General features: G+C 39.7%; 22 protein-coding genes and 1 riboswitch. Of the genes, 19 read left to right on the forward strand and 3 right to left on the reverse strand.

Translation table 11 applies throughout. The features are described 5' to 3' along the window. Positions 1-258: 258 nt before the first annotated feature. Positions 259-1,269: a hypothetical protein gene (locus SGI74_09870; protein ID MDZ4677803.1), complete on the reverse strand. Its 1,011-nt coding sequence runs from the start codon at positions 1,267-1,269 to the stop codon at positions 259-261. Positions 1,270-1,431: 162 nt separating this feature from the next. On the opposite strand from SGI74_09870, the gene SGI74_09875 reads away from it, so the two are divergent. Beyond that, positions 1,432-2,013: a hypothetical protein gene (locus tag SGI74_09875; GenBank protein MDZ4677804.1), complete on the forward strand. Its 582-nt coding sequence runs from the start codon at positions 1,432-1,434 to the stop codon at positions 2,011-2,013. Here SGI74_09875 and SGI74_09880 read toward each other — a convergent pair whose 3' ends face one another. After that, on the reverse strand, positions 2,014-2,799 hold the full coding sequence (locus SGI74_09880) for a GYF domain-containing protein (GenBank protein ID MDZ4677805.1): 786 nt from the start codon (positions 2,797-2,799) through the stop codon (positions 2,014-2,016). 106 nt (positions 2,800-2,905) lie between these two features. Between SGI74_09880 and lptC the strand changes: the two genes are divergently transcribed. The 5 genes from lptC to metK all read left to right on the forward strand — a co-directional run bounded on the left by lptC (position 2,906) and on the right by metK (position 7,872). After that, entirely contained in the window at positions 2,906-3,913 is a 1,008-nt protein-coding gene (gene lptC, locus SGI74_09885; GenBank protein MDZ4677806.1) for an LPS export ABC transporter periplasmic protein LptC, read from the forward strand. Beyond that, on the forward strand, positions 3,913-4,635 hold the full coding sequence (gene lptB, locus SGI74_09890) for an LPS export ABC transporter ATP-binding protein (GenBank protein MDZ4677807.1): 723 nt from the start codon (positions 3,913-3,915) through the stop codon (positions 4,633-4,635). The genes lptC and lptB overlap by 1 nt, the downstream gene beginning before the upstream one ends. A 39-nt stretch (positions 4,636-4,674) precedes the next feature. Continuing rightward, positions 4,675-6,120: an RNA polymerase factor sigma-54 gene (gene rpoN / locus SGI74_09895; GenBank protein MDZ4677808.1), complete on the forward strand. Its 1,446-nt coding sequence runs from the start codon at positions 4,675-4,677 to the stop codon at positions 6,118-6,120. An 83-nt stretch (positions 6,121-6,203) separates the two neighbouring features. After that, the gene (gene raiA, locus SGI74_09900) at positions 6,204-6,581 is read left to right on the forward strand and encodes a ribosome-associated translation inhibitor RaiA (protein ID MDZ4677809.1); all 378 of its coding nucleotides are present in this window, start codon (positions 6,204-6,206) and stop codon (positions 6,579-6,581) included. A 121-nt stretch (positions 6,582-6,702) separates the two neighbouring features. Further along, the gene (metK, locus tag SGI74_09905; GenBank protein MDZ4677810.1) at positions 6,703-7,872 is read left to right on the forward strand and encodes a methionine adenosyltransferase; all 1,170 of its coding nucleotides are present in this window, start codon (positions 6,703-6,705) and stop codon (positions 7,870-7,872) included. A gap of 126 nt (positions 7,873-7,998) precedes the next feature. On the opposite strand, the gene ahcY is transcribed toward metK, so the two are convergent. Next, positions 7,999-9,396, reverse strand: coding sequence for an adenosylhomocysteinase (gene ahcY, locus SGI74_09910; protein MDZ4677811.1), 1,398 nt, complete (start codon positions 9,394-9,396; stop codon positions 7,999-8,001). Positions 9,397-9,483: 87 nt separating this feature from the next. After that, positions 9,484-9,558, reverse strand: a riboswitch (S-adenosyl-L-homocysteine riboswitch). A gap of 187 nt (positions 9,559-9,745) precedes the next feature. Here ahcY and SGI74_09915 point away from each other — a divergent pair. The 13 genes from SGI74_09915 to SGI74_09975 all read left to right on the forward strand — a co-directional run bounded on the left by SGI74_09915 (position 9,746) and on the right by SGI74_09975 (position 24,588). Then, a complete protein-coding gene (locus SGI74_09915) occupies positions 9,746-10,567 on the forward strand; it encodes a trypsin-like serine protease (protein ID MDZ4677812.1) in 822 nt (273 codons plus the stop codon). Between the two features lie 149 nt (positions 10,568-10,716). Further along, positions 10,717-12,465 (forward strand): hypothetical protein, encoded by a 1,749-nt coding sequence (locus tag SGI74_09920; protein MDZ4677813.1) that lies wholly within the window; start codon positions 10,717-10,719, stop codon positions 12,463-12,465. A gap of 136 nt (positions 12,466-12,601) precedes the next feature. Beyond that, complete coding sequence (locus tag SGI74_09925; protein MDZ4677814.1) at positions 12,602-12,823, forward strand: hypothetical protein; 222 nt, start codon at positions 12,602-12,604, stop codon at positions 12,821-12,823. Positions 12,824-12,885: 62 nt separating this feature from the next. Beyond that, positions 12,886-13,107, forward strand: a complete 222-nt coding sequence (locus SGI74_09930) for a ribbon-helix-helix domain-containing protein (GenBank protein MDZ4677815.1) — start codon at positions 12,886-12,888, stop codon at positions 13,105-13,107. Between the two features lie 30 nt (positions 13,108-13,137). Then, positions 13,138-14,943, forward strand: a complete 1,806-nt coding sequence (lepA, locus tag SGI74_09935; GenBank protein MDZ4677816.1) for a translation elongation factor 4 — start codon at positions 13,138-13,140, stop codon at positions 14,941-14,943. After that, positions 14,943-15,725 carry a signal peptidase I gene (gene lepB / locus SGI74_09940; GenBank protein MDZ4677817.1) on the forward strand — a complete coding sequence of 261 codons (783 nt, stop codon included), beginning with the start codon at positions 14,943-14,945 and terminating at the stop codon, positions 15,723-15,725. The genes lepA and lepB (SGI74_09940) overlap by 1 nt, the downstream gene beginning before the upstream one ends. Before the next feature lie 18 nt (positions 15,726-15,743). After that, positions 15,744-16,463 carry a signal peptidase I gene (lepB, locus tag SGI74_09945; protein MDZ4677818.1) on the forward strand — a complete coding sequence of 240 codons (720 nt, stop codon included), beginning with the start codon at positions 15,744-15,746 and terminating at the stop codon, positions 16,461-16,463. 33 nt (positions 16,464-16,496) lie between these two features. After that, positions 16,497-17,420, forward strand: coding sequence for an aspartate carbamoyltransferase catalytic subunit (locus SGI74_09950; protein ID MDZ4677819.1), 924 nt, complete (start codon positions 16,497-16,499; stop codon positions 17,418-17,420). Continuing rightward, positions 17,417-18,709 (forward strand): dihydroorotase, encoded by a 1,293-nt coding sequence (locus SGI74_09955; GenBank protein ID MDZ4677820.1) that lies wholly within the window; start codon positions 17,417-17,419, stop codon positions 18,707-18,709. Before SGI74_09950 ends, SGI74_09955 begins: the two co-directional genes overlap by 4 nt. Further along, on the forward strand, positions 18,700-19,782 hold the full coding sequence (carA, locus tag SGI74_09960) for a glutamine-hydrolyzing carbamoyl-phosphate synthase small subunit (protein ID MDZ4677821.1): 1,083 nt from the start codon (positions 18,700-18,702) through the stop codon (positions 19,780-19,782). Before SGI74_09955 ends, carA begins: the two co-directional genes overlap by 10 nt. Further along, positions 19,779-20,426, forward strand: a complete 648-nt coding sequence (locus SGI74_09965) for a hypothetical protein (protein MDZ4677822.1) — start codon at positions 19,779-19,781, stop codon at positions 20,424-20,426. The genes carA and SGI74_09965 overlap by 4 nt, the downstream gene beginning before the upstream one ends. Positions 20,427-20,438: 12 nt before the next feature. After that, complete coding sequence (gene carB / locus SGI74_09970) at positions 20,439-23,636, forward strand: carbamoyl-phosphate synthase large subunit (GenBank protein ID MDZ4677823.1); 3,198 nt, start codon at positions 20,439-20,441, stop codon at positions 23,634-23,636. Positions 23,637-23,697: 61 nt separating this feature from the next. Beyond that, complete coding sequence (locus SGI74_09975) at positions 23,698-24,588, forward strand: phosphate/phosphite/phosphonate ABC transporter substrate-binding protein (protein MDZ4677824.1); 891 nt, start codon at positions 23,698-23,700, stop codon at positions 24,586-24,588. Positions 24,589-24,591: the final 3 nt, after the last annotated feature.

A 24,591-nucleotide genomic window follows, 5' to 3' on the forward strand; every position in this document is an offset into this window, starting at 1 on the left:
AAAGTAATGTGCTGGTATATTTCTCAGATTGCGAAAAGTAATGTGCTGGTATATTTCTCAGATTGCGAAAAGTAATGTGCTGGTATATTTCTCAGATTGTGAAAAGTAATGCTCTGGTATATTTCTCAGATTGTGAAAAGTAATGCTCTGGTATATTTCTCAGATTGTGAAAAGTAATGTGCTGGTATATTTCTCAGATTGCGAAAAGTAATTCTGCTGGTATATTTCTCAGATTGTGAAAAGTAATGCCGCTAAATGTTAATCCCCAGGCTGACACTGCTTATTTAATACAGCATTTCCCATCTTGCGATGAATGGGCCTGAGATCTAAGTTGTCTCGTGTGCCAGAAGGCCTGCCGTAAGCAAACATCATTAGAGCAATCACTCTTGGGTCATTGTAACTGTGGTTGTAAGCAGGCATCTGTAGTTCTTTGAGTGTGTTGATATCTTTCCATCCAAAGTTTCGCGAATAGGCCTGCATCACTATGACAATATTTTTATCAGGTGGAATGCGAGCTTTTGCGCGTTTTAAAAATATATTGAGTTTATCTACATTCACTTTTGAATTTGAATCTCCTGGGGGATCAACATACGCTTCAAGACCAACCCAATCTAAACCTTGGGCAGTAATCGCATTTTCATCAAGAGATTGAGACTGAGTGTAAACAATTCCTAATGGTTTGTCTTGAACACCTCGACTTCTAAAAAAATTACGAACTTCTTTTAATTTGCTTTCGGTTTCAGCTTTTGTCCACTTGGGTTCATCAGCGAGTTCAACCATGTAAACGTGGGGCCAGATTTTTTCCATGAAATTCATCATGCGTATTAATGTGGAAGTTATCACTGGCCCAGTCGCATCAATACTCAAAGTCCAAACAATTTTTTGTTTTTTAGAGGCAGCGCGGTTCACTGAACGTTCCATATCAGCTAACCACATATCATCGGTATCATCAGAGCTTTTAGCATATCCATTTTTTGCTACAGCAATATAGAGATCAGAATAGCAGTCTACTTCTTTTTGAAAATCACCGTATTTGCCGTCTGTAAAATAATAACCAAAACTCATAGCATGATTTGGAACTGGCACTCCATCGACCATCGAAGGAGTTGGGCTGGGTGCAGGAATTGTAATGGGTGAAGTCCCAGGCGTAGCGGGTACTGTGACACTTGTGTTTGAATCATCAGCGATTTTTGGATTTGCAAAATTTTGTGATTTACACCCGCTAAAAATGAGTACGGTACAACTCGCCATAATAAATTTAGATTTCATGACTCCCCCACATGCTATCTGTACTATCGGCTGGGGATTGATAAATTTAATACTTTAGTCGAGATTATGTTTGAATCAAAACGACTAACTTTTTTGCAAAAAATCGTAATTAGACTTTAGTTTAGTTGTTCATCTTTTGTTCTCTGTGCCGATAGTCTAGGTATGAAGAATGTGATCGTTGCATTTTCAATAGTGATGTTTGCTGCTGGATGTTCCAAACAAGAGGCGTTTAAGTCGCGCCTGGCTGCGAGTCAGGCAAATCAAAGTACTCCGGCAAAACCAACTCCGGTTGTTTCTCCAACACCAACACCTAGCCCAGGTGCTAGTGCTTCACCAACTCCGTCACCAACTCCGTCACCAACTCCGACTCCATCGCCAGCAAATAATTGCACACTTCCACCCAAGCCTGAGTGTGGCGCTGCAGAGGGCCCAGCAGGTGTATGGGGATGTTGCACGGCTGAAAGATCAAGCTTTGATGATGTTGTTGAGAGTGCTATTCAACAATTTCAAGTGTTACGCCCTGATCTTTTCGATGGAGAAAAAGTTAAAAACGAGGATGCATATGTGCAAGGTGTGGCGGGTGTGCTTAATTCAATGGGTTATTGCGCATCACAAGGTGGTCCAGCTGATGAAATTGGAATTAAAAACTCTAACGGTTTTAATGATCAATATGACATTCATTTAAGTAATGGTTATATCAGGCATCATGGTTATCAAGTAACGTGTCGACCTGCTCGATTTTAATTAAGCAACTTCGAATTGTTTGACGTATTCAACAAAGCTAGATCTTGCTTCGTCAGAAACATTTATGAATTGAAATCCTAAATCATTTGAATGGCGATATACTACTTTTGCTTTCACGTGAGCAGTTTGCGTAAGCAAGGGTGACTTAATTTTTAAATTAAGTTCTTCTCCAATTTGAAAAGTAGTCGTTTGAGCTTCTCGAACATAAGTTGTTTCAGACCAAATTTGCGTTATTTCATTGTCAAACATTTGAGTTTTTTCTGTTTGATCTACAATAAATTGATCAGTGTTCAGCGTACCTGAAATTCCACCTTCTGAAATACATTGTGTAGTTAGAGCAAATTTAACGTTATCAATAAAAATGCTTCCTACAAATGGCGCTCGTGTGTGTTTGCGACGAGAGATTCCAAGGTACTGCATAAATTCAGAAATTTCGTAAACCGATGACCACTTATTTAAACCTGTTGTCCAAAGTTTTGCAGTCAATGATAATTCATTTTTAACTAGTTTTTCAACAACGACCTTAAATGCAAAGGGTCCGTGGTTTGTTCCATCTTCATTAATATACCAAACATCATTTTGACTAGCAGTCATTGCGGCTTTCTCTATCCAGACTGCAAGATTTTGCCATTCTTTATAGCCGCGCTTCCAGATGAGATCTGAGTCGATATACTGACCAAACTTGATGCCTTTATGAACCTCAGATGAGTCGAAAGGACCTCTCACCGTCTGATGATCATAAATAAACCAAATCCTATCCATGTTTTTGTCTAGTTGCTTAGTCATCTGTCTAATAATTCGGCAGTTTTTCGAGAGACTTTAGGACTTTTTGATGCTTAAACCATGCCATCCTCGTGGTATTATTTAAAGGTGGCTAAAGAGTGATGGCATCATGCGGCGATTAAAAAAGTGGGGGCTGGCAGCCCTTTTTATATTGTTAGGGCTTGAAATCCTAACGTTAGCTCCAAAAAGTTTGAACACGCCGCAAGAGGCTGCAATCAAGCCAAAAGTCGATAAGACTTTAGCACCAAAATCAGCAGTGACCACAATGTCACAGATGATGCACGGGGTGCATTTGGTTGAAACTTCAGCTGGCAAAAAAGAATGGGAATTAGATTCTGATTATGCCCAAGGTTTTAAAGATAAAGGTACTTGGAAATTACAAGGAGTCCACGTGAAGTTTTTTGGTGCAGCGGGAACAGAATATTCTGTTACAGGAGACAAAGGTTCTGTGCACACAGAAACAAAAGATATGGAAATTAATGGACACGTTGTCACCACGACTTCTGATGGCTATATGGTCAAAAGTAATTCTTTAAAATATGTATCTACTGATAAAACATTATCTACGCCTGATCATGTTGAGATAACAGGGCCCGAAACCAAAGACGGAAAATTTGAAATGGTCGGTCGAGGTCTTCAAGCAGTTCTTGATACAAGTACTATGACTTTGAAAGATCAAGTAAGAGCATCAAAGTCGGTTACAGGAAATCGCGATATGGTCATTCACTCAAAATGGGCGCGTATCAACGGTAAAAACAATCAGGCACATTTTGAAGATAATGTTCAAGTAGATCTAGAAAATGTGCGCATGACAGGTCAGCAGGCTGACTTTGTATACGAATCAAATACAAAATCTTTGACTTCACTTTTACTTCAAGGAAATGTGCGCGTCACTGACAGACAACGTTGGGCTGCATCACAACAAGCGCAAGTTTTGTTTGCGGAAAACGAATTCATCTTGCTGGGTAATCCGCGAGTTCTTCAAGACGATAATGAACTTCGTGGTGAAGAAATTAGATTTATCAATGGCGGCAAAGAAGTGCGTGTGATCAAAGCAAAAGCACGCGTCGAGAATGAACTTAATCAAATTAATAGCAATACAACAAAGAGGCCCTAATGAGTATTCTTGCTATTAGAAATATTTCTAAGAGTTTTAAAAGTCGTAAAGTCGTCGATGGCGTAAGCTTTGATGTTCAATCAGGTCAAATCGTAGGTCTTTTGGGGCCAAATGGTGCTGGTAAAACAACAAGTTTTTATATGGTGGTTGGCCTTGTAAAACCCGATTCAGGAGATATCTTTATCGATGAAAAAAGTATTGGTCAAAAACCAATGTATCAACGTGCACGTATGGGTGTGAGTTATCTTCCTCAAGAGCCCAGTGTATTTAGAAAATTATCTGTTGAAGAAAATATATTAGTGGCACTCGAGGCTCATGGTTATGAAGGTGCGGAACGGGCTGAACGATTAGCAGAATTGCTTGAAGATTTTAAAATTCACCATGTACATAAAAGTTATGCCTATGCACTTTCAGGTGGTGAAAGACGTCGCGTTGAAATCGCAAGAGCATTAGCTGGGAACCCCTCATTTTTACTATTAGATGAGCCCTTCGCAGGTATTGACCCTATCGCTGTTGGTGATATTCAAGTCATTGTAAAACAGCTTAAAGAAAGAAACATCGGCGTATTAATTACAGATCACAACGTGAGAGAAACTTTAAAAATTTGTGATCGAGGTTACATTTTAAAAGAAGGTAAAATTCAGGTTACTGGCACTGCCAATGAAATTGCTGAATCGCCCATTGCTAAGAAATTTTATTTAGGTGAAAACTTTAAGTTGTAATTATTTAACCGTGCACACAGGTGTGTGAGAGGAATGTAAATGGCTTTAGAGCTAAAACAGGGACTCAAATTATCGCAGCAATTGAGGATGACTCCGCAATTGCAGCAAGCAATCAAGCTCCTGCAACTTTCTCGTCTCGAGTTAGAAACCGTCATCACCAAAGAGATGGAAGAAAATCCAATCCTCGAAGAAGCCATGGATACCGCAGATGAAGATGCGGCTGCCACTAAAGAAACTGAGCAGCTCGGCATGGTTGAAGATAACGAAGCGCCTGTACCTCAAGCTGACGATAATAAAAAAGAAGAGTTTGAGTGGGAAAATTATGTTGAAGATAATTACCGTCAAGCAACAAGCCAAGCCGGTATTCGTAACACAGAAGAAGTTCACAATTATGAAAACCTCATCACGCGTCATGAAAGTCTTCAGGAATATCTTCTTTGGCAATTAAAACTCTCAGGATTTAATGAAGAAGAAGAGCGAATCGGAACAAAAATTATCGGTAATATCGACGATGATGGTTATTTGAAAATGCCACTTGAAGAAGTTTGCCCTGAAGAAAATCTTCCTGTGGAAGATCTCGTTGGCATTTTAGAACTTATCCAAGAATTAGATCCTCCAGGTGTTGCGGCTCGCAATCTCCAAGAATGTCTCTTGGTTCAAGCAAAAGTTTTGGGCGAAGATACAAATGATGTCATTCACGTGATTAAAAATCATATGAAAGATTTAGAGAAAAAGAATTTTGAAGGCATTGCCAAAGCTATGGGCAAACCACTTGATGAGATGATTGAAATTTGCAAAGTGGTTTTTGACATGGAGCCAAAGCCAGGTCGTAGTTTTGCACCCACTGAAACTCAATATGTAACACCTGATGTTTACGTTTATAAAGTCGGTGATGAGTATGTGGTGTCTCTCAACGAAGATGGCCTGCCACGCCTTAAGATCAGCAATTTTTATAAGAATGTTTTGCAAGGCAAAGGGTCAAGTACTGTCACAAAAGAATATATCCAAGACAAACTTCGATCTGCTGTGTGGCTTATTAAATCAATTCATCAGCGCCAAAGAACTATTTATAAGGTTACCGAGAGTATTGTTCGTTACCAACGTGATTTCTTAGATAAGGGTTTAGAGTTTCTCAGACCTATGATTTTAAGAGATATTGCCAATGACATCGGGATGCATGAATCTACAGTGAGTCGCGTGACTACTGCAAAATATGTTCATACTCCTCGTGGAATTTTTGAACTTAAATATTTCTTTAACAGTGGTATTAACAAAACCGATGGTGATTCATTAGCGAGTGAATCTGTTAAAGAAAAAATCAAAGAATTGGTTTCACAAGAAGATATCAAAAACCCATACTCAGATCAGAAGATTGTCGAGCTTTTAAAAAATAAATCGGGAATTGATATAGCACGCCGTACCGTAGCTAAGTACAGAGATATACTTGGCATTTTACCAAGTAGTAAACGCAAAAAATATTTCTGACCTAGACCTTGAAACTTGCCGATAAGAGCATATGTTTTGATTATCACGAAAGCGTGATTTCACCCCATAACTGGAGGTTACATATGCAAATCAAATTCACCTTTAAGCATATACAAGCTTTAGACTCAATCGAGTCGTATGCTACGTCGCGTATAGAGAAGCTTGATAAGTTCGCAATGCATAAAGAGGCTAGAGTGCACTTTATTTTTAGTGTTCAAAAGGCTGAGCAAGTAGCTGAGATCAATATCGATGCGGGTCATATTCATTTAACTGCAAAAGCAAAAGACCCTACGTTGTACGCATCTATTGATAAAGTGGTGGATAAAATGGAGCGCCAGCTCTTGAAGCATAAAGAAAAGGTGCAGAAACACCATAAATTTGAACTCAGTAACGAGGGTTATCTGCGTCGTGAGCTTATTGAGCAATCAAAAGAACTCCGAGATAAAAAAGACGCGAGCTAACAGGCTTTTTGCTCTAGAAGCCATTTTCATAAGCCAGGGACTTCCCTGGCTTTTTTATTGACCATTTTCACCTCTTCAAACTAGAATTTAGCGTTTTCCAAAAATTCAAAGAGGAGAGTGTATGGCGTCAGTCTATGGTCCCAAAGACTATTTTTTTACAAGCGAATCAGTTACCGAAGGTCATCCAGATAAAGTCGCAGACCAAATTAGCGATACAATCTTAGATGCATTATTAGCACAAGATCCTAGATCACGCGTTGCGTGTGAAACACTAGTTACGACAGGATTAACTCTCATTTCCGGTGAGATCACTACAAAAGCTTATGTCGATATGGCTGAGCTAGCGCGAAATACAATTCGTAAAATTGGATACACAGATAATGATTCAGGCTTCAATGCTGATTCTTGTGCGGTACTGACAAGTATTGGTCGTCAATCACCTGATATTGCAATGGGTGTAGATGAAGGCGGAGAAAAAGAACAAGGCGCTGGCGATCAAGGCATGATGTTTGGTTATGCTATTAATGAAACTCCAGAGTTGATGCCGCACACAATAAGTTTGTCTCATAAACTCACACGTCGATTGGCAGAAGTTCGTAAAAATGGAACACTGAAATATTTGCGCCCCGACGGAAAAAGTCAGGTAACAATTGAATACAAAGACCGAAAAGCCGTAAGAGCAGATGCCATTGTTGTTTCAACACAGCATCATCCTGATGTAACGCTTAATCAAATTCGTGAAGACGTTATCGAGAATGTTATTAAAAAATCTATTCCTGCGCATTTACTCGATTCAAAAACAAAAATTTATGTCAATCCAACCGGGCGATTTGTTGTGGGTGGTCCACAAGGTGATGCCGGTTTGACGGGTCGTAAGATTATTGTTGATACATACGGTGGTCATGGTGGCCATGGTGGTGGAGCATTTTCAGGTAAAGACCCTTCAAAAGTTGATAGATCAGCATGCTATGCTGCACGTCACATTGCTAAAAACGTAGTAGCAAGCGGCGTTGCTGAGCGTTGCTTGGTGCAAGTTGCCTATGCGATCGGTGTAGCACAACCTATGAGCTTGATGGTTGATACTTTTGGAACAGAAAAAGTATCAGTTGAAAGTATTAATAAAGCTGTAAATGAAATTTGGGATCTCAGACCCGCAGCGATTGTTAAGTACTTTGATCTTTTAAAACCACGTTATTTACCCACTGCAGCTTACGGTCATTTTGGTCGTACAGAAGAAAGTTTCACATGGGAAAAAACAGAGCGTGCTGAAGCAATTAAAAAATTAGTTTAAGTAAAATGTAGGTGCTCTATTTATATAATAAAAAGGCCGTCTCGTAAGAGACGGCCTTTTTTATTGGTAAGTTATGATCCATTTAACTTTGTTAAGTACGATTTCCAAAAAAACATTCTTTAAAAATCAATACCGATAACTATCAGCTTTGTAGGGGCCGTTCAAAGGAACGCCGATATACTTGGCTTGATCTTCTCTCAAGACTGTCAATTGAGCATTTAGTTTTTTCAATTGAAGACGAGCTACTTTTTCATCCAAATGTTTAGGCAAAACGTAAACACCAAGTGGGTATCTCTCTGGGTGAGAGAAAAGCTCGATTTGCGCAATGGTTTGGTTGGCAAATGAAGAAGACATAACGTAACTGGGGTGACCCGTTCCGCAACCTAAATTCACCAAGCGACCTTTAGCCAATAAGATGATGCGTTTTCCATCGGGGAAAATAACATGATCCACTTGAGGTTTAATTTCTTCCCATTGGTATTTCTCTAAAGATGCAACTTCGATTTCATTATCAAAGTGACCGATGTTACAAACGATAGAATTATTTTTCATAGCTTTCATATGATCATGGGTGATGACATTAAAATTACCCGTGGTCGTCACAAAGATATCCGCTTTATCTGCAGCGTAATCCATGGTTACAACGCGGTATCCTTCCATTGAAGCTTGAAGTGCGCAAATAGGATCAATCTCTGTGACCCAAACTTGAGCTGAAAGTGCACGTAAGGCTTGAGCTGAACCTTTGCCCACATCTCCATAACCTGCTACCACAGCAACTTTGCCGGCAATCATAACGTCTGTTGCTCGTTTGATACCATCAACGAGTGATTCACGGCATCCGTAGAGATTGTCAAATTTTGATTTTGTAACAGAGTCATTAACATTAATTGCAGGAAATTTTAATTCTCCACGAGCATGCATTTGAATCAGGCGATGAACGCCTGTAGTGGTTTCTTCAGTAACACCTTTGATTTTTGAAAGACGCTCTGAGTACCAGTGAGGGTGTTTTGAAAGTTTATCTTTAATAGATTGAAACAAAATTGTTTCTTCTTCTGAGTGGGGTTTTTCTAAAACGCTTTTGTCTTTTTCAGCGCGTGTTCCTAAATGTAAAAGTAAAGTAGCATCGCCACCATCATCTAAAATCATGTTTGAGAATTTGCCACCCGGCCATTCAAAAATGCGATGAGTGTAATCCCAATATTCTTTAAGGCTTTCACCTTTAACCGCAAAAACAGGATACCCAGCTTTTGCAATAGCTGCGGCAGCGTGATCTTGTGTTGAAAAGATATTACATGAAGCCCATCTGACTTCAGCACCAAGGGCTGCGAGTGTTTCAATAAGCACAGCTGTTTGAATAGTCATGTGCAAAGAACCTGTGATAAGAGCACCTTTGAGAGGTTGTGTTTTAGCAAACTCTTCTCTGATGGCCATAAGACCTGGCATCTCTGTCTCGGCAATTTTAATTTCTTTGCGACCCCAGTCAGCAAGACTGATATCGGCTATGACGTAATCTTTATTTTCCATTTGTGGAATCTCCTCTTATAAATCGCGCAAAACATGACAAGGAGATGAATAGATTGCTTCTCACCTTGTGCGTGTGTCGCACGATTGATTAGGTGAGCGCCGTTTAATGAATAGAATCTGAGCCTAGGGCAACTGATCTGCCTCGCAACGCTCCTCAAATTCTGTATTTTCTTATATCTAAAATTGGGAAGGTTTGAAACTGGAAAATAGCACCTAATGCATTAATGTGGCGCATTACAGGTAAGTCAAAACAGATATGTCAAGGCGATCGAAGCAAAGCAAACCGTCTCTTGCATTAAATCTAAAGGCCTCTTACGATTTTAAGAATAAAATCTTTATGGGGAGTGCTATGAAGTATATTTTTCTGTCCACAATTATTTTGTCGCTTCTATTTTCAACAACAAAAAGTTTCGCACTGATCAATGGCGTCATTGATCATACGGGTAAGTTCCCATTTGTTGCTTTAGTGGGCGGGTGCACGGCCACTAAAGTGAGTCCTCAACATTATATTTTAGCAGCGCATTGCTACATGCAAAAAATAAAGCCTCTTATCCATACAATGAAAAATTCAAAACAAGCACTCTCATTAGATAATTCTCAAATCTCCCTACATCCCTCCTGGATTGAAACTTGCTCTAAAATAAATTGTTCTGGTTTAGAAATCGGAACTCCTCAGGATAACCCGCGTAAAGTTGATCTTGCCATCGTGAAACTTGCAAAGCCTGATTACTCAATTCCATTTGTACAAATTGATTACGGCTCTATCAACACAGGTGAGTCAGTTGTCATCGCGGGGTTTGGTTGCACAGCCGATATTGGTGAAGAGGGCGATGGCCTGCGCTATGCTGAAAGTATTGTTGTGAGCGCAGATATCATGAAGCACCAACATTCTTTATATGCACCAGTAGCCGACCTTGCATCGCAAAGTAACTTTGTCACTCCTGGTTATTCATACAACACTCGGTATTCAAGTTTATGCCCCGGAGATTCTGGTGGGCCTGTGTTTCGAATGAAGAATAGCTCTCCTGTGCTCATAGGAATCAATGCGGACTACACATTTTTTGGCCCCTATGAACGAAGTATATCTGTGACCAACGTTCACACCCGTATCAGTGATGATAGTTTTTATTCAGTAGGTAAATGGGTTCGTGAACAGCTATTGAAATTATAAAAATCCAAAAACGATTTTCATTTTACAACACATCACATTGATCCTTGCGACCATGACCCCTTTTGTATTATTGAACATGAAGTTTTGGCTTACTCACTAGGCTTTAGTCCACTCGTAAAACCATTAAAAAATTCCGATAAAGTCATGAGATGTATCACTATGAGATTTTTCAGATTTTTAGAATTTTTAAAAAGGTAAAACCGTTAACAGCAGTTGTGTGGATTGTTTTATTTTTAGCCACAAACCTCGCTGTTTTACCCGCCACCACTTTTGCTGTTGAAGTAAAATCCGATGCTACATGTATTAAAGTTGAAAAAGACCTCGAAGCACTTTTTCAAAACCCCAAAAATGATAATCAACTTTACGTCGATAATTATAAAGACCCAAAACGAACCAGCGTGCAATCAGAAGTTGTCACCACGCGTACTACCAATAATATTCCTACCATCAAGAAAAAAGGTACTGACGACTACACTTACTTACACCAAAACTTGGTTCTTCGCGAAATGCGTAAAAATAATATTCTTACAAAGCAAGACATGCTTATTTATAGCGATTATAAAACTTTGCGTTTGAGTCTTAAGACAAAGCCCCATGGTAAAATGGATGAAAAACTCACCCGTGCGCTTGATAAAGTTTATGACCAAGCGGGTAAGGATTGGCTTGAGTATATGAAGTTAAAGCGTCCTGATCTTTTGGATGAACTTCTTAAAGCAGGTTTTGTTGATCCCACACGTCCACAAGACTTGCCCGGAAAATTATTTAGAGGAGCCTTTGGTGAAAACTCTGCTTCTCCCGAAGAAGTTGCTTTAGCCGTTCGTGCGGCTCGCTACTTTGATAAAGACGGAATTATTAATATCGGCTTAGTGACAGAAGATCTTTTAAAATTGCGTGCTGAAGTTTTTGAGCGTCGAATTGCACTTTCACAAAAATTTGGAAAAACTGCTTTATTCACCAACCGCGGCTCAACGGGTACGCTGACATCCGATGTCTTTGCTATTTTAAGAAAAACGCAGGACAAAAAAGAAATCGAAAAACAATTAAATGCTCTTCTCAATGGCAAGCAAGTACTGAGTTCTCAAGATATTGATGACATCATGATGTATAATCGACAGGTCGATGTTTTTTCTCCGACCATTGACCCTCAAGTTGAAAGAGCTGATTTTAATTTTGATTCGACTGTAGACGTCACTTCAGCAGATTGTGGCGGCTTAGGTGGATTTAACCAGCAATGTACAGCTGAAGCATTAGCTCAAGTGGGTAAATACGGCTCACTTAAAGACACCACTTTTGTAGTTCAAAAAGGAATTAAAAAAGCAGATGAGTATTTGACGCGTTTTGAAACAGAACTTAAAAAACAATATGCTAGGGCTAAAGGTTCTGAAAGCCGCAGTTTTTCAAAGATAAATGCTGATGTAGTGAAGGGGGGAGATGACTTCCATCTCAAGACTCCTATTAGAGAAAAGCTCACTATGGATCAAAAGAAAAATTTCGTTCGCGGTTTAGGAAGGCCAACGGATAATACGCTTAGACCTGGAAATTTTCGTATCACTTTTGGAGCGCAAAATCGTGCTGAAGTTTCAGTACTTGAAAGTGTTGAGAAAAAAATAAGGGATAAATTACTTGTGCCCCCGGGGCGAAATTCCAAGGATTTTATTATAGCTGTAAATGTGAAACACACTCCTGAAGGTTCCTTTCTTGAGTTTTTTGTGGGTGGAGAAAAAATCCCAGCGCGTTTTAAGCAAGAGATCGAAAACAGTGCTCAACAGATTCTCAAAGAATCAGAGTTTTCAACTTATAAGCTTGCCCCTCATACAGCTGATTCGTCTCCTGTTTGGCTAGCACCTCCTTTACCGAAAAAGCAAATACGTAACATAAGCAGTCATCCATCAAATTAGCCTAAGTCATTAATTTATCTGGTTTATTAAGCCTTACCTTCATCACCTAAGTGCCTCGCATATCAATCTAATATTCTAGCCAAAGGTCCTAAAGCTCCGCGTTAAAAGACCGATAGATAATGTAAGGGGTAGCGGAATGAAGGCCAGTATGTCGCAGTTTGTAACTCGGTACGCGTTTGCATTCACAGTGATGTTCATGCTTTTAGGTTATCAAAACTGTAGTTTTAGCACTCAAAGCATAAATGATATCAATAGACAGCCAACCTCAGTTCAGGCGCCAGTAGTAGAACCCTTGGTTGAGCCACAATCTGATAAATCCTCAGCTATTTCTGAAGTGGCATGCATTAAAGACTGCTAATTTAAATTACGCCACGCATTAAATATATTGCAACGTATTGTTACGTATAGTAACTCTCAAGCATGGCGACAAAAAAAATTACAACAACAGTTTATATTACCGAAGAGCAAAATCAGCTCCTCAAAGAACTCAACAAGCGCACAAAAGTGCCCGTGGCAGAGTTCATACGTGAAGGTATTGATTTGATTTTAGAGAAAAACCGCTCGCGTTTACCTGGGCAAATTGATTTAAGCCCTACCGAATTTAAAGCACATTCAAATAACTCCAATATTCTCGACAATTAAGCTCGCAGCACCTATAAATTAGCGTCGATCATGAAAAACAATCTTGAACATATCCGAAATTTTTCAATCATTGCCCACATCGATCACGGCAAAAGCACTCTTGCTGATGGACTCATTGAGTTCACAGGAGCACTTTCCCAGCGTGAGCGAAAAGATCAATTTCTAGATAATATGGAACTAGAACGTGAGCGCGGCATTACAATAAAAGCTCAAACAGTGCGACTTACATACAAAGCAAAAAATGGAAAAACTTATCAACTCAATTTGATCGATACCCCCGGGCATGTTGATTTTAGCTATGAAGTTTCAAGATCTCTTGCTGCTTGCGAGGGGGCAATTCTTGTTGTCGATGCGTCTCAGGGTGTTGAAGCTCAAACTTTAGCCAATGTTTACATGGCTCTTGATAGCAATTTAGAGATCATTCCAGTTCTTAATAAAATCGATCTTCCTGCCGCTGACCCAGATGGTGTGAAACAACAAATTGAAGATGCAATTGGCATTGATGCCAGTGGTGCTATTTATGCAAGTGCTAAAGAAAAAATCGGTATCGAAGAAATTCTAGAGGCCGTAGTAGCCAAGGTTCCTGCTCCCACAGGTGATAAAGACAACGTACTTCAGGCTTTGATTTTTGATAGCTGGTTTGACCCGTATCAAGGTGTGGTTATTTTAGTGCGCGTGATGGAGGGCACCGTCAAGCCTGGAATGAAAATCAGGCTGATGAGTATTGGTAAAGACTTTGAAGTTTTAAAAGTCGGTGCTTTTATGCCTTTTGCACAACAACTCACAGAGCTTAATCCCGGTGAAGTAGGTTTTATTATTTCAGGTATTAAAGACGTTCATGATTCAAAAATCGGTGACACGGTTACGAGTTCTAAAAATCCATCAACAACACCACTTGTGGGTTTTAAAGTAGTAAAACCGATGGTGTTTAGCGGCATATTTCCTGTCGACGGGCCAGATTATGACAATCTTCGTGATGCGCTTGAAAAGCTAGCATTGAATGACTCAAGTTTTTCATTTGAACCTGAAACAAGTATCGCTTTGGGTTTTGGTTTTCGATGCGGGTTTTTAGGTCTTCTTCATATGGAGATTATCCAGCAGCGTTTAGAGCGTGAGTATAATCTTAATCTGATTACAACAGCACCAAGTGTTGTATATAGAATTACAAAAACAGACGGTGAAGTTTTAGAATTAGAAAATCCTGCGGATCTTCCTCCTACAACCCAGATTGCCAAGTTTGAAGAACCCATCATCACCGCGACGATTCACTGCCCCTCAGAATTTATCGGTGGAATTTTAAAACTCTGTGAAGACAGACGGGGAATTCAAAAAAAGCTCGAGTACTCGACGACCAATAAAGCAATTATAATGTACGAGCTTCCGCTAAACGAAGTGGTTTTAGATTTTTATGATAAATTAAAAAGTATCTCAAAAGGTTACGCCTCACTTGATTATGAATTTCTTGAATTTAGAGAAAGCCAATTAGTGAAGGTCGACATTCTGATCAATACAGAACCCGTTGATGCGTTGTCACTTATCGTACATGAAAGTAAAGCTGTGGTCCGGGGTCGTAAGTTGACAGAAAAACTCAAGGAGCTTTTGACTCGTCAGCAATTTCAAGTAGCAATCCAGGCTGCAATTGGCGCTAAAGTTATTGCCCGCGAAACGCTTGGCGCGCTGCGAAAAGATGTTACTGCGAAATGTTATGGCGGAGATATTAGTCGTAAGCGTAAGCTCTTAGAGAAGCAAAAAGAAGGCAAAAAACGTATGAAGCAGGTGGGAAATGTTGAGATTCCACAAGAGGCTTTCTTGGCGATCTTAAAAACGGAGGAGTGATGTCAGCTTTTGTAGAAAATGTAAAACGTTTTTTGGGTATCGGTCGTAGTGGTAATTCAGATCAACGTGGAACATGGGGGAGTGGTTTTGGATCCCTATTTTTAGCAGTTGCAGTAGCACTTACCATTCGTTGGTGTCTGATTGAAGCCTACGTCATTCCTTCTGGCAGTATGTTGCCCTCGCTTTTGATTCAAGATCATATTTTTGTAAATAAATTCGTATACGGTGTGCGCATTCCTTTTTCAAAAGAATGGTTAGCACGTTTTAGTCAGCCTCAACGAGGTGATGTTATTGTTTTTAAATACCCTGAAGACGAGAGTACATTTTTTATTAAGCGCGTTGTCGGAATACCGGGAGATAAATTATCTTGGGATGGACAACAACTCACCATCAATGGTCAAAAAATTCCAACATCTGAGAATCCCAAAAAAGATTTCTTTTTCTCAATTCTCAATGATCGTGAAATGGCCGGTGGTAAAGAGTCTTATGATCTTATGGAAGAAAAACTAGACGGTAATCCTCACCCCACACTTGTTAAAAAAGATGCCGTTCATACATTAGTTGAAGGTCAAGAAGTTCCACCTAATTCACTATTTGTCATGGGTGATAACCGCGATAATTCAAACGACAGTCGCTATTGGGGTTTTGTTCCCCAAGAAAATATTTTAGGTCGCGCTATGTTTGTTTGGCTCAGTTGCGATGAAACATTGCCTGCTCCTGTTAATTTTATTTGCAGTCCATTAGCCATACGCTGGAAGCGGCTTTTTCACTCTGTACACTAAGCTGTTGGGGTATTCATTGTGACTGAACAAAAACCTCCTAGTGAAAAGGGTCTCATCCGCGAGTACGTTGAAAGTCTTTTTGTCGCAATAATCATTGCGCTGATACTAAGATCATTTGTAATTGCAGCATATAAGATCCCCACTGGAAGCATGGCTCCAACTCTTAAAGCTGGGGATTGTATTTTTGCTTGGAAACTCCCCTATGGTTTAAGAATACCATTTACTCGAATTTCAATTATCCAACCCCAAATTCCAGATCGAGGAGATGTCATAGTTTTTAGATATCCCGAAGATGAATCCCTCTCTTTTATTAAAAGAGTTGTGGGTGTGCCTGGGGACAAAATTGAGATTCGTCAAAAAAGGCTCTATATCAACGATAAGATTTCGCAATATGAAAATCTTAAGCCAGCTGATCTTAAAGTTTTTGATGACTTGCCACATAATGAATTTCACATTTTTCAAAAGGAAACCATTGATAATAAATCTCATCTAGTCATGTTTCGCAGAGGTGAGGATGAAGATTCTTATGGCCCTGAAGTTGTTCCCGAAGATAGGCTTTTTGTGCTTGGTGACAATCGCGATTCCTCTGATGATAGTCGCTTTTGGGGTATGGTTCCCCTTAAAAATCTTGAGGGTCGGGCTATTTTGATCTGGTGTTCATTTGACTGGGAAAAACGTATCAAAAACACTGGCATTCCCCGCGTAAGAACCGAAAGACTTCTCACGGTTATCCATTGACAATCACTCATGTTTTAACTAATTTAAATGGCTATGAATCTTCTCGGCCGCTCACTCTTAGACATACCTGATTTACGTCGAGAAGAGATCGTTTTTTTACTCACCGAAGCCATTAAATTTAAGAAAAAACATAGCGGTACAGAATCTATTTTGGGTTCTCATGTGGGGAAGAGTGTAGCTCTACTTTTTTTTGAACCCTCAACACGTACACGAACTAGTTTTCAAATGGCAGCTTATAGATTAGGCCTTCGCACACTCAAACTTGATTCATCTTCAAGTAGTTCGCAAAAAGGTGAAACCATTTACGATACAGCTCGCAATGTTGAAGCTCTAAGACCTGACGCGATGGTCATTAGACATGCGGGCAGTGGAATCCCCCTTCAAATTTCACGGTTGCTTAAAATTCCAGTTATTAATGCAGGTGATGGTTTTCATGCACACCCAACTCAAGCTTTGCTCGATGCCTTTACGATTCATGAAGAGTTTTCAGAATTTAAAGGCCTTCATGTTTTGATCGTTGGAGACATTGCTCACAGTCGTGTAGCACGAAGTAATATTCATTGTCTTAGAACTCTAGGTGCAAAAGTGACCATTTGTGGTCCGCCAACTTTGATTCCACCTCTAGCTCGTGAATTTGGTGTAGAGGTCTCTCATAATTTAGATGAAATTTTACCATCTGCCGATGTGGTGATGGCTCTTAGGATGCAAACAGAGCGACAAAATTCATTTCAAATTCCATCGCTCAAAGAATACACAACTCGTTACGGCATCACTTCTGAAAGATTATTAAAAATTAAAGACAAAGCTCTGATTATGCACCCAGGCCCTGTTAATCGAGGTGTCGAAATGATGTCTTCGGTGTTGCGCGACCCTCGTTGTCGAGTGCTTGAACAAGTGCAAAATGGTGTGACTATGAGAGCGGTTCTACTAGGACATGTATTGGGAGTATTGAAGTGACTACAACTTTTAAAAACGCCATTCTTTTTGATCCAAGTCAAAGACTCTTTGAAAAAGGGAGTATTGTTGTTGAAGGTGGAAAAATTTTAGAAATCTTAAAAGATAAAAATGCTGACAGCGGGAAAATCATAGATCTTAAAGGTCAGTATCTAATGCCAGGTTTTGTAGATCTTCATGTGCATTTTCGAGAACCTGGCCAAGAGCACAAAGAAACTATTGCAACAGGTTCACACTCTGCAGCAGCCGGTGGATTCACAACCGTATGTTGTATGCCCAACACTCAGCCCGTAAATGATTCAAGTTTTGTCACCCAATACATCATGGAAAAAATCCATCAACAAGCTGTAGTGAGAGTTCACCCTATTGGTGCCATTAGTAAAAATCTTGATGGTGAATCTATGGCCGGAATTGATGGAATGATTAAAAGCGGATGTGTTGCGCTCAGTGATGATGGCAAATGTGTGATGAATGCGTATCTACTTAGAAAAACAATGGAGTATCTTACAAGCTACGGCATTCCTGTTATTGAACATTGCGAAGATGAACATCTTGTGGGCCAAGGTGTTATGAATGAAGGCTTAGTAAGTTCACAAATTGGGCTAAGAGGAATTCCTCATGCTGCAGAAGATGTCATCGTTTCTCGTGACATCAGTCTTTGCGCTCATACTAATGCAAAACTTCATCTAGCACATCTTTCTTCACGTGGTGCGGTAGAATACATTGCTCATGCAAAAGCGCGCGGATTACCCGTGACAGGTGAGGTGACACCTCATCATCTACTTTTAACGGATGAATCTTTGCGAAATTACGATACAGATTTTAAAATGGCACCTCCACTCAGAACAGAAGCTGATCGACGAGTACTTGTTGATGCTTTGCGATCGGGAGTTATTGATTGCATTGCCACAGATCATGCTCCACACAGTGAAGAAGATAAAGACATAGAATTTGAACGCGCAGCCAACGGAGTTGTGGGTCTGGAGACTGCCTTTGCTGTTTGTTACAAACTTGTTGAGCAAAAAGAGCTTTCTTTAGAGCGGTTAGTTGAGAGTTTAACAACTTCTCCAGCACGCGTATTTAACTTTTTAGATCGTGGGCAACTAAAACAAGGACTACTCGCAGATTTTGCAATTGTTGATCTGAAAAAATCATGGAAAATCGATCCAAAGAATTTTTATTCTAAATCCCGAAATACTCCATTTGGCGGATGGGATGTAAATGTGCAGGTTACATCCACTGTAGTCGGTGGAGAAGAAGTATTTAATGTAGAGAAAGGGATATGCATCTGACAGGCTTCCTGGTTCTTGAAGATGAAAAAGTATTTGAAGGAACCTGGCATGGAAATTCTGATTGGACAGGTGTAGGAGAAGTCGTTTTCAATACTTCACTTGTTGGGTATCAAGAGGTCATAACTGATCCGAGTTATTATCAACAAATCATCGTGATGACAGCGCCTGAGCAAGGCAATTATGGTGTTTCAGATAATGAACGTGAATCAAAAAAAGTTTGGTGTGAGGCGTTTGTTTGTCTTGAACTTAATCGCAGTTCAGATGCACGTCGTGGCAATCTTGAAGATGAATTAAGTTCCTTTAAGCGACCAGCGCTGAGTTCAATTGATACACGATCATTAACGCTTTATCTTCGCACGCGAGGAACTCCGTGGGGAGCCGCTGTTCGTGCTGATAGCGCAGAAGAAGCAAAGCGTTTGGCTTTGCCACTGATTGCTGAGCATAAACGTAAGGTTTCTTCAGATTGGGTTTATGACATTACAGTTAAAAAATCTGAGTTTTTTCCAGGTCAAAAAGACAAAGGCCGAATTGCTATTCTTGATTATGGGGTGAAGTCAAATATTGTGGGTGAACTTCGTAAACGAAGTGCCCAGATCGCAGTATTTGGTTCGCGCACACCGGCACATGAAGTTTTAGATTGGTCACCTGATGGAATCGTACTTACCAATGGCCCTGGTGATCCGGCCGCCGTTCAAGTTGCAGTGGGTGAGCTTAGTAAATTATTAGGGCAAAAACCAATCATGGGAATTTGCATGGGACATCAACTCTTAGCCCGTGCCCTTGGTGGAAAAACTTTTAAGCTCAAATTTGGACATCGCGGTTCGAATCACCCCGTAAAAAATCTTAAAACAGGAGAGATCTACATGACTGCCCAGAATCACGGTTATGCAGTTGATAAAGATCTTCCAAGTGGAGTGAATGTGAGTCAAATCAATCTCTACGACAACACTGTCGAGGGTATCGAAGCCCCTGCTTTAAATGCATGGAGTGTGCAGTATCACCCTGAGGCGGGGCCAGGCCCCCATGATTCAAGGGTGTTGTTTGATCATTTTATAAGTGAAGTGGTCCGATGACGGCATTTGAAAGTATTTTAGAAAAGTTAATTCAACATTTCACGGGCACTGATTATCAAAAAGAAATCCTTGAAGGTAAACGTGAATTTTTTGAGCGCGCAGGAATCATCGATGAAGAAAGTGTCAATTTTGAAACGCGCATGTCTCAGTTTTTAGATTGGTATATGTTTTCTCGTGATCTTTCAGAAATGCATATTCCTCCTGTGAATTACTACTTTGAGCAAAAAAAAGACACTCTTCCTGCTGATGAGTTGGGCCTTTATGAAAATCTCACTAAAAGCCATCACAGTCTTTTTGAGTTTCTAAAACTACGAGACAGTGATGTTACAATTCGTGATTTGTTTTCAAAAAATAAATACGTGCTTCTTAATTCTCCCATCACTGCTGGGTTTAACGCTGATGAAGTTTTTGAAGCTAGATTAATTCCTTTTGAAAAAACTTGGGTGTTCACACATGGTTTTTGCTTTCACCCCGTTGAAGCTACAAAATTTATTTCAAAAGAAATTAAACAAGTCCGACATCTTGATCAAAGCCATAAAGAAGCGCTCATGCTTAAGCTTTTAAAAATGCGTTATAAATTTGAACAGTACAAACATATCCGCCTTGATTTTATTTATTCCAACGATGGAAAGTTAAGAATCTAGAGAGGAATAGATTTGCCTAAACGTACCGATATCAAAAAAGTATTACTCTTAGGTAGTGGTCCAATTGTTATTGGACAAGCCTGTGAGTTTGATTACTCAGGTACTCAAGCATGCAAAGCCCTGCGCGAAGAGGGCTATGAAGTAATTCTTGTAAATTCAAATCCTGCCACAATTATGACTGATCCAGAGTCAGCACATCGTGTTTACATTGAACCACTTGAAGTTCCATGGCTTGAAAAAATCATTGAAATTGAAAGACCACAAGCATTGATTCCAACACTTGGGGGGCAAACTGCTCTAAATGCGGCCATAAAACTTCACGAAGCAGGAGTGCTTAAAAAATATAATGTAGAACTTTTAGGTGCTTCGATAGAAGCGATCAATAAAGCTGAAGATCGTCAACTTTTTAAGCAGATCATGAAAGACATCGGAGCAAACACTCCAAAAAGCTTTAACGTGCATTCACTCGAAGAAGGGCAAGCAGCTGCTCGTGAGCTTGGTTTTCCAATTGTTTTAAGGCCAAGCTTTACAATGGGTGGTTCTGGCGGTGGAATTGCTTATTCTCAAAAAGAATTTGAAGAGGTATTAGCATCAGGATTATTAGAATCACCCACTCATGAAGTTTTAGTTGAACAAAGTGTTTTGGGTTGGAAAGAATTTGAACTTGAAGTCATGCGTGACTACAAGGGCACGTTCGTTGTCATTTGCTCAATTGAGAATTTTGATCCCATGGGTGTTCACACGGGTGATAGTATTACTGTCGCTCCAGCACTGACATTGACTGATCGTGAATATCAAGAAATGCGCAACGAAGCGCGAAAAGTTATTGAGGCCATTGGTGTTGCTACAGGTGGAGCAAACATCCAGTTTGCGATAAACCCCGATAATGGTCAGCGCATTGTTATCGAAATGAATCCACGTGTATCTAGAAGTTCAGCACTGGCAAGTAAAGCCACTGGATTTCCGATTGCAAAGATTGCAGCAAAGTTAGCTGTTGGGTTTGAGCTTGAAGATATTCTTAATGACATAACAAAAACAACGCCGAGTTGTTTTGAACCTAGTATTGATTATATTGTCACAAAAATTCCTCGTTTTGATTTCGAGAAGTTCCCAGGTGTAAAAGACAGTCTGACAACACAGATGAAAAGTGTGGGCGAAGTAATGGGTATTGGCCGCACTTTTAAAGAAAGTCTTCATAAAGCCCTAGCCTCTCTTGAAAATGGTACGGGCGGATTTGACGAAGTGGTATTTGATGAAAAGAAATTAACTGAGCCCAACAGTCGGCGCATATTTTACGTGGCCCAGGCTTTTAGAGAGAACTATTCTGTTGAAAAAATCGCAGACCTTACAAAAATCACCCCTTGGTTTTTAGAACAAATTAAAACTCTCATCGATGCAGAAAAAAATATTAAACTTGAAGATTTAAGAGATTCAAAAAAATTACTCGCACTTAAAAAGTTTGGATTCACAGATAAACGTATCGCAAAACTACTTAAAATCAGTGATGAGCAAATTAGAAAAACAAGACAGGGTTTTGGTATCAGGCCGGGCTTTTGGTCTGTTGATACATGTGCTGGTGAGTTTGAATCAAACACTCCTTATTATTATTCAAGCTATAGCGCCCCATCTCAGACTCCTTTAAATCTTCATAACTCTGTTGTTGTTTTAGGAAGTGGTCCTAATAGAATTGGCCAGGCCATTGAGTTTGATTACAGCTGTGTACAAGGAATTAAAACAGCCCGAGCAAATGGTTATAAAGCCGTCATGATTAATAGTAATCCTGAAACTGTATCAACAGATTATGATACCAGTGATTATTTATTCTTTGAACCACTTACCAGTGAACATGTAATTGAAGTTTTAGATTTTATTAAGCCTGTGGGTGTATGCGTGCAACTCGGTGGTCAAACACCAATAAATTTAGCACCTTTTATTGAGAAGTCAGGGCATAAGATTCTAGGTTCAACCTTAGCAACAATTGAGGATGCAGAAGACAGAGAGAAGTTTTCAAAACTTTGTTTTGCTATTGGTTTAACATTACCCAAACATAAAACGGCCACAAATATTAAAGACGCATTAAGGGTTGCTCAAGAAGTAGGGTTTCCTGTGATATGTCGACCAAGTTTTGTGTTAGGCGGTCGTCGGATGGAAGTCTTGGGCTCGGTAGAAGAATTAAAAAATTATCTAGATCGATATGACGATCTCATGAGTGAACAAAGTCCACTTCTCATCGATGAATTTCTAGATGATGCTTTAGAAGTAGATGTAGATGTTGTCAGTGACGGTGAAAACGTTCTTATTGGCGGCATCATTGAGCATATTGAAAACGCTGGCACCCATAGTGGTGATGCCATGGGAGTATTACCCCCACAAAGATTGCAAAGTGAAGTCATAGCCAATATTGAAAATCTCTCTCGCTCTTTATGTCAAAATTTAAAAATCATTGGGCATATGAATCTGCAATTAGCCATCAAAGAAGATAAAGTCTATGTTTTAGAGGCAAACCCTCGATCATCCAGATCTGTCCCTTTTGTAGCTAAAGCTACGGGTATTCCACTAGTAAAATTAGGCATGCAATGCATGTTAGGGCAGCGATTAACAGTTACGCATTACTGGAGAAATCTTGACACTATTTCTGTCAAAGGTGTTGTGTTTCCGTTTAAAAAGTTTTCTGAAGTAGACACACTTCTTGGTCCTGAAATGCGCTCTACGGGTGAATCAATGGGGCGTTCTACAAAAGATCAGGAGGGTAATCCTGATTATGTTGAAGCTCTCGAGAAAGCTTTTGTTTCTTCAGGCGTGAAGATTCCTCGCGACGGACAAGTTTTCATTTCTATACGCGATAAAGATAAAAAAAGAGGAAGCAAGATTGCTCAAGGTTTACTTAGCGGGGGTTTTAGGCTCATCGCAACAAAAGGCACGGCAGAATTTTTAAGTAGCCAAGGTCTACCAGTTGAAGCCGTGAACAAGGTTCGTGACGGAAGTCCTCATTGTGTCGATTTGATTTTAGACGGTAAAATTCAAATGGTTGTAAATACAACTGCTGGGGCGCGTTCGATTTCCGACAGTTTTAGTATTAGGCGCAGCTGTGTTGAACGCAATGTGCCATGTTTGACCGAAATTTCAGTAGCAGAGGCTATGGTTAAAGTTTTAGAGATCCAACCAGGTAAAAATCTTAAAAAGATTCGTGTTGCTCCACTTAGTCGATGACTTGACGCTTCTTTATCAGCATGAAACAATCTTAACATTATAGCTGTATTCAGGAGGATCTATGCCGCATTTTTCAAAATGGATTTTATTTTTCGCATGTTTTCTTTATGCGATGGTTGGTTTAGCAAAATCTGAAGGCCCCAATTCTATTACAATTGGTTTTATTCCTGGTGAAAATCCTGAATGGCTTAAAAAAAATGGAGTTGAGCTAGCTAAGTATCTTCAACAGAAACTTGATGTACCTATTAATATTTATATTTCAAAAGATTACAAAGGTTTGGGAGAAGCCATGCGAGAGAAAAAGGTCGACTTCGCATTTTTCTCTGCAAGTACATTTGTAGAGGCCGAAAAAAAAGCAGGTGCGAAAGTTTTACTTAAAAAAGTATGGGAAGGACCTTTTTACTACAGTGCTATAATAACCACTAAAGCAAGTAAGATTAATAATCTTAACAGCCTTAAAGGAAAACGTTTTGGTTATGTTGATCAGCATAGTGCTTCGGGGCATTTATATCCGCTCGTGATGCTTAAAAATAAAAAAATCGATAGTGAAAGTTATTTTAAAGAGATCAAGTTTTTTGGTCAGCATGAAAACTCAGTTAAAGGTCTCATCAAGGGTGATGTAGATGCCGTGGCTGTTTATGCTGATGATCCTAAAGGTAAAACTGGCGCATGGAATCGTTTTGCACCTGAGCAAAGTGAAAATATTAAAGTGCTATGGGTGAGTGACCCTATTCCAAATGATCCATTTTGTGTGAGACAAGATTTCTATGACAAGTACCCTCGTCTAACTCATGACATGATGTTTTCTTTAATTGACATGCGAGACGAACCAGCTGAGAAAAATATTCTTAAAAACCTCTACGGAATTAAATCAATGGATCTCGCAACAAGTAAACAGTATGATCCGGTTAGAGAACTAGTGAAATACTTAGACAAAGGGAAATCTCAGTAATCA

It is taken from the genome of Oligoflexia bacterium (assembly GCA_034439615.1).
GTDB lineage: Bacteria > Bdellovibrionota > Bdellovibrionia > JABDDW01 > JABDDW01 > JAWXAT01.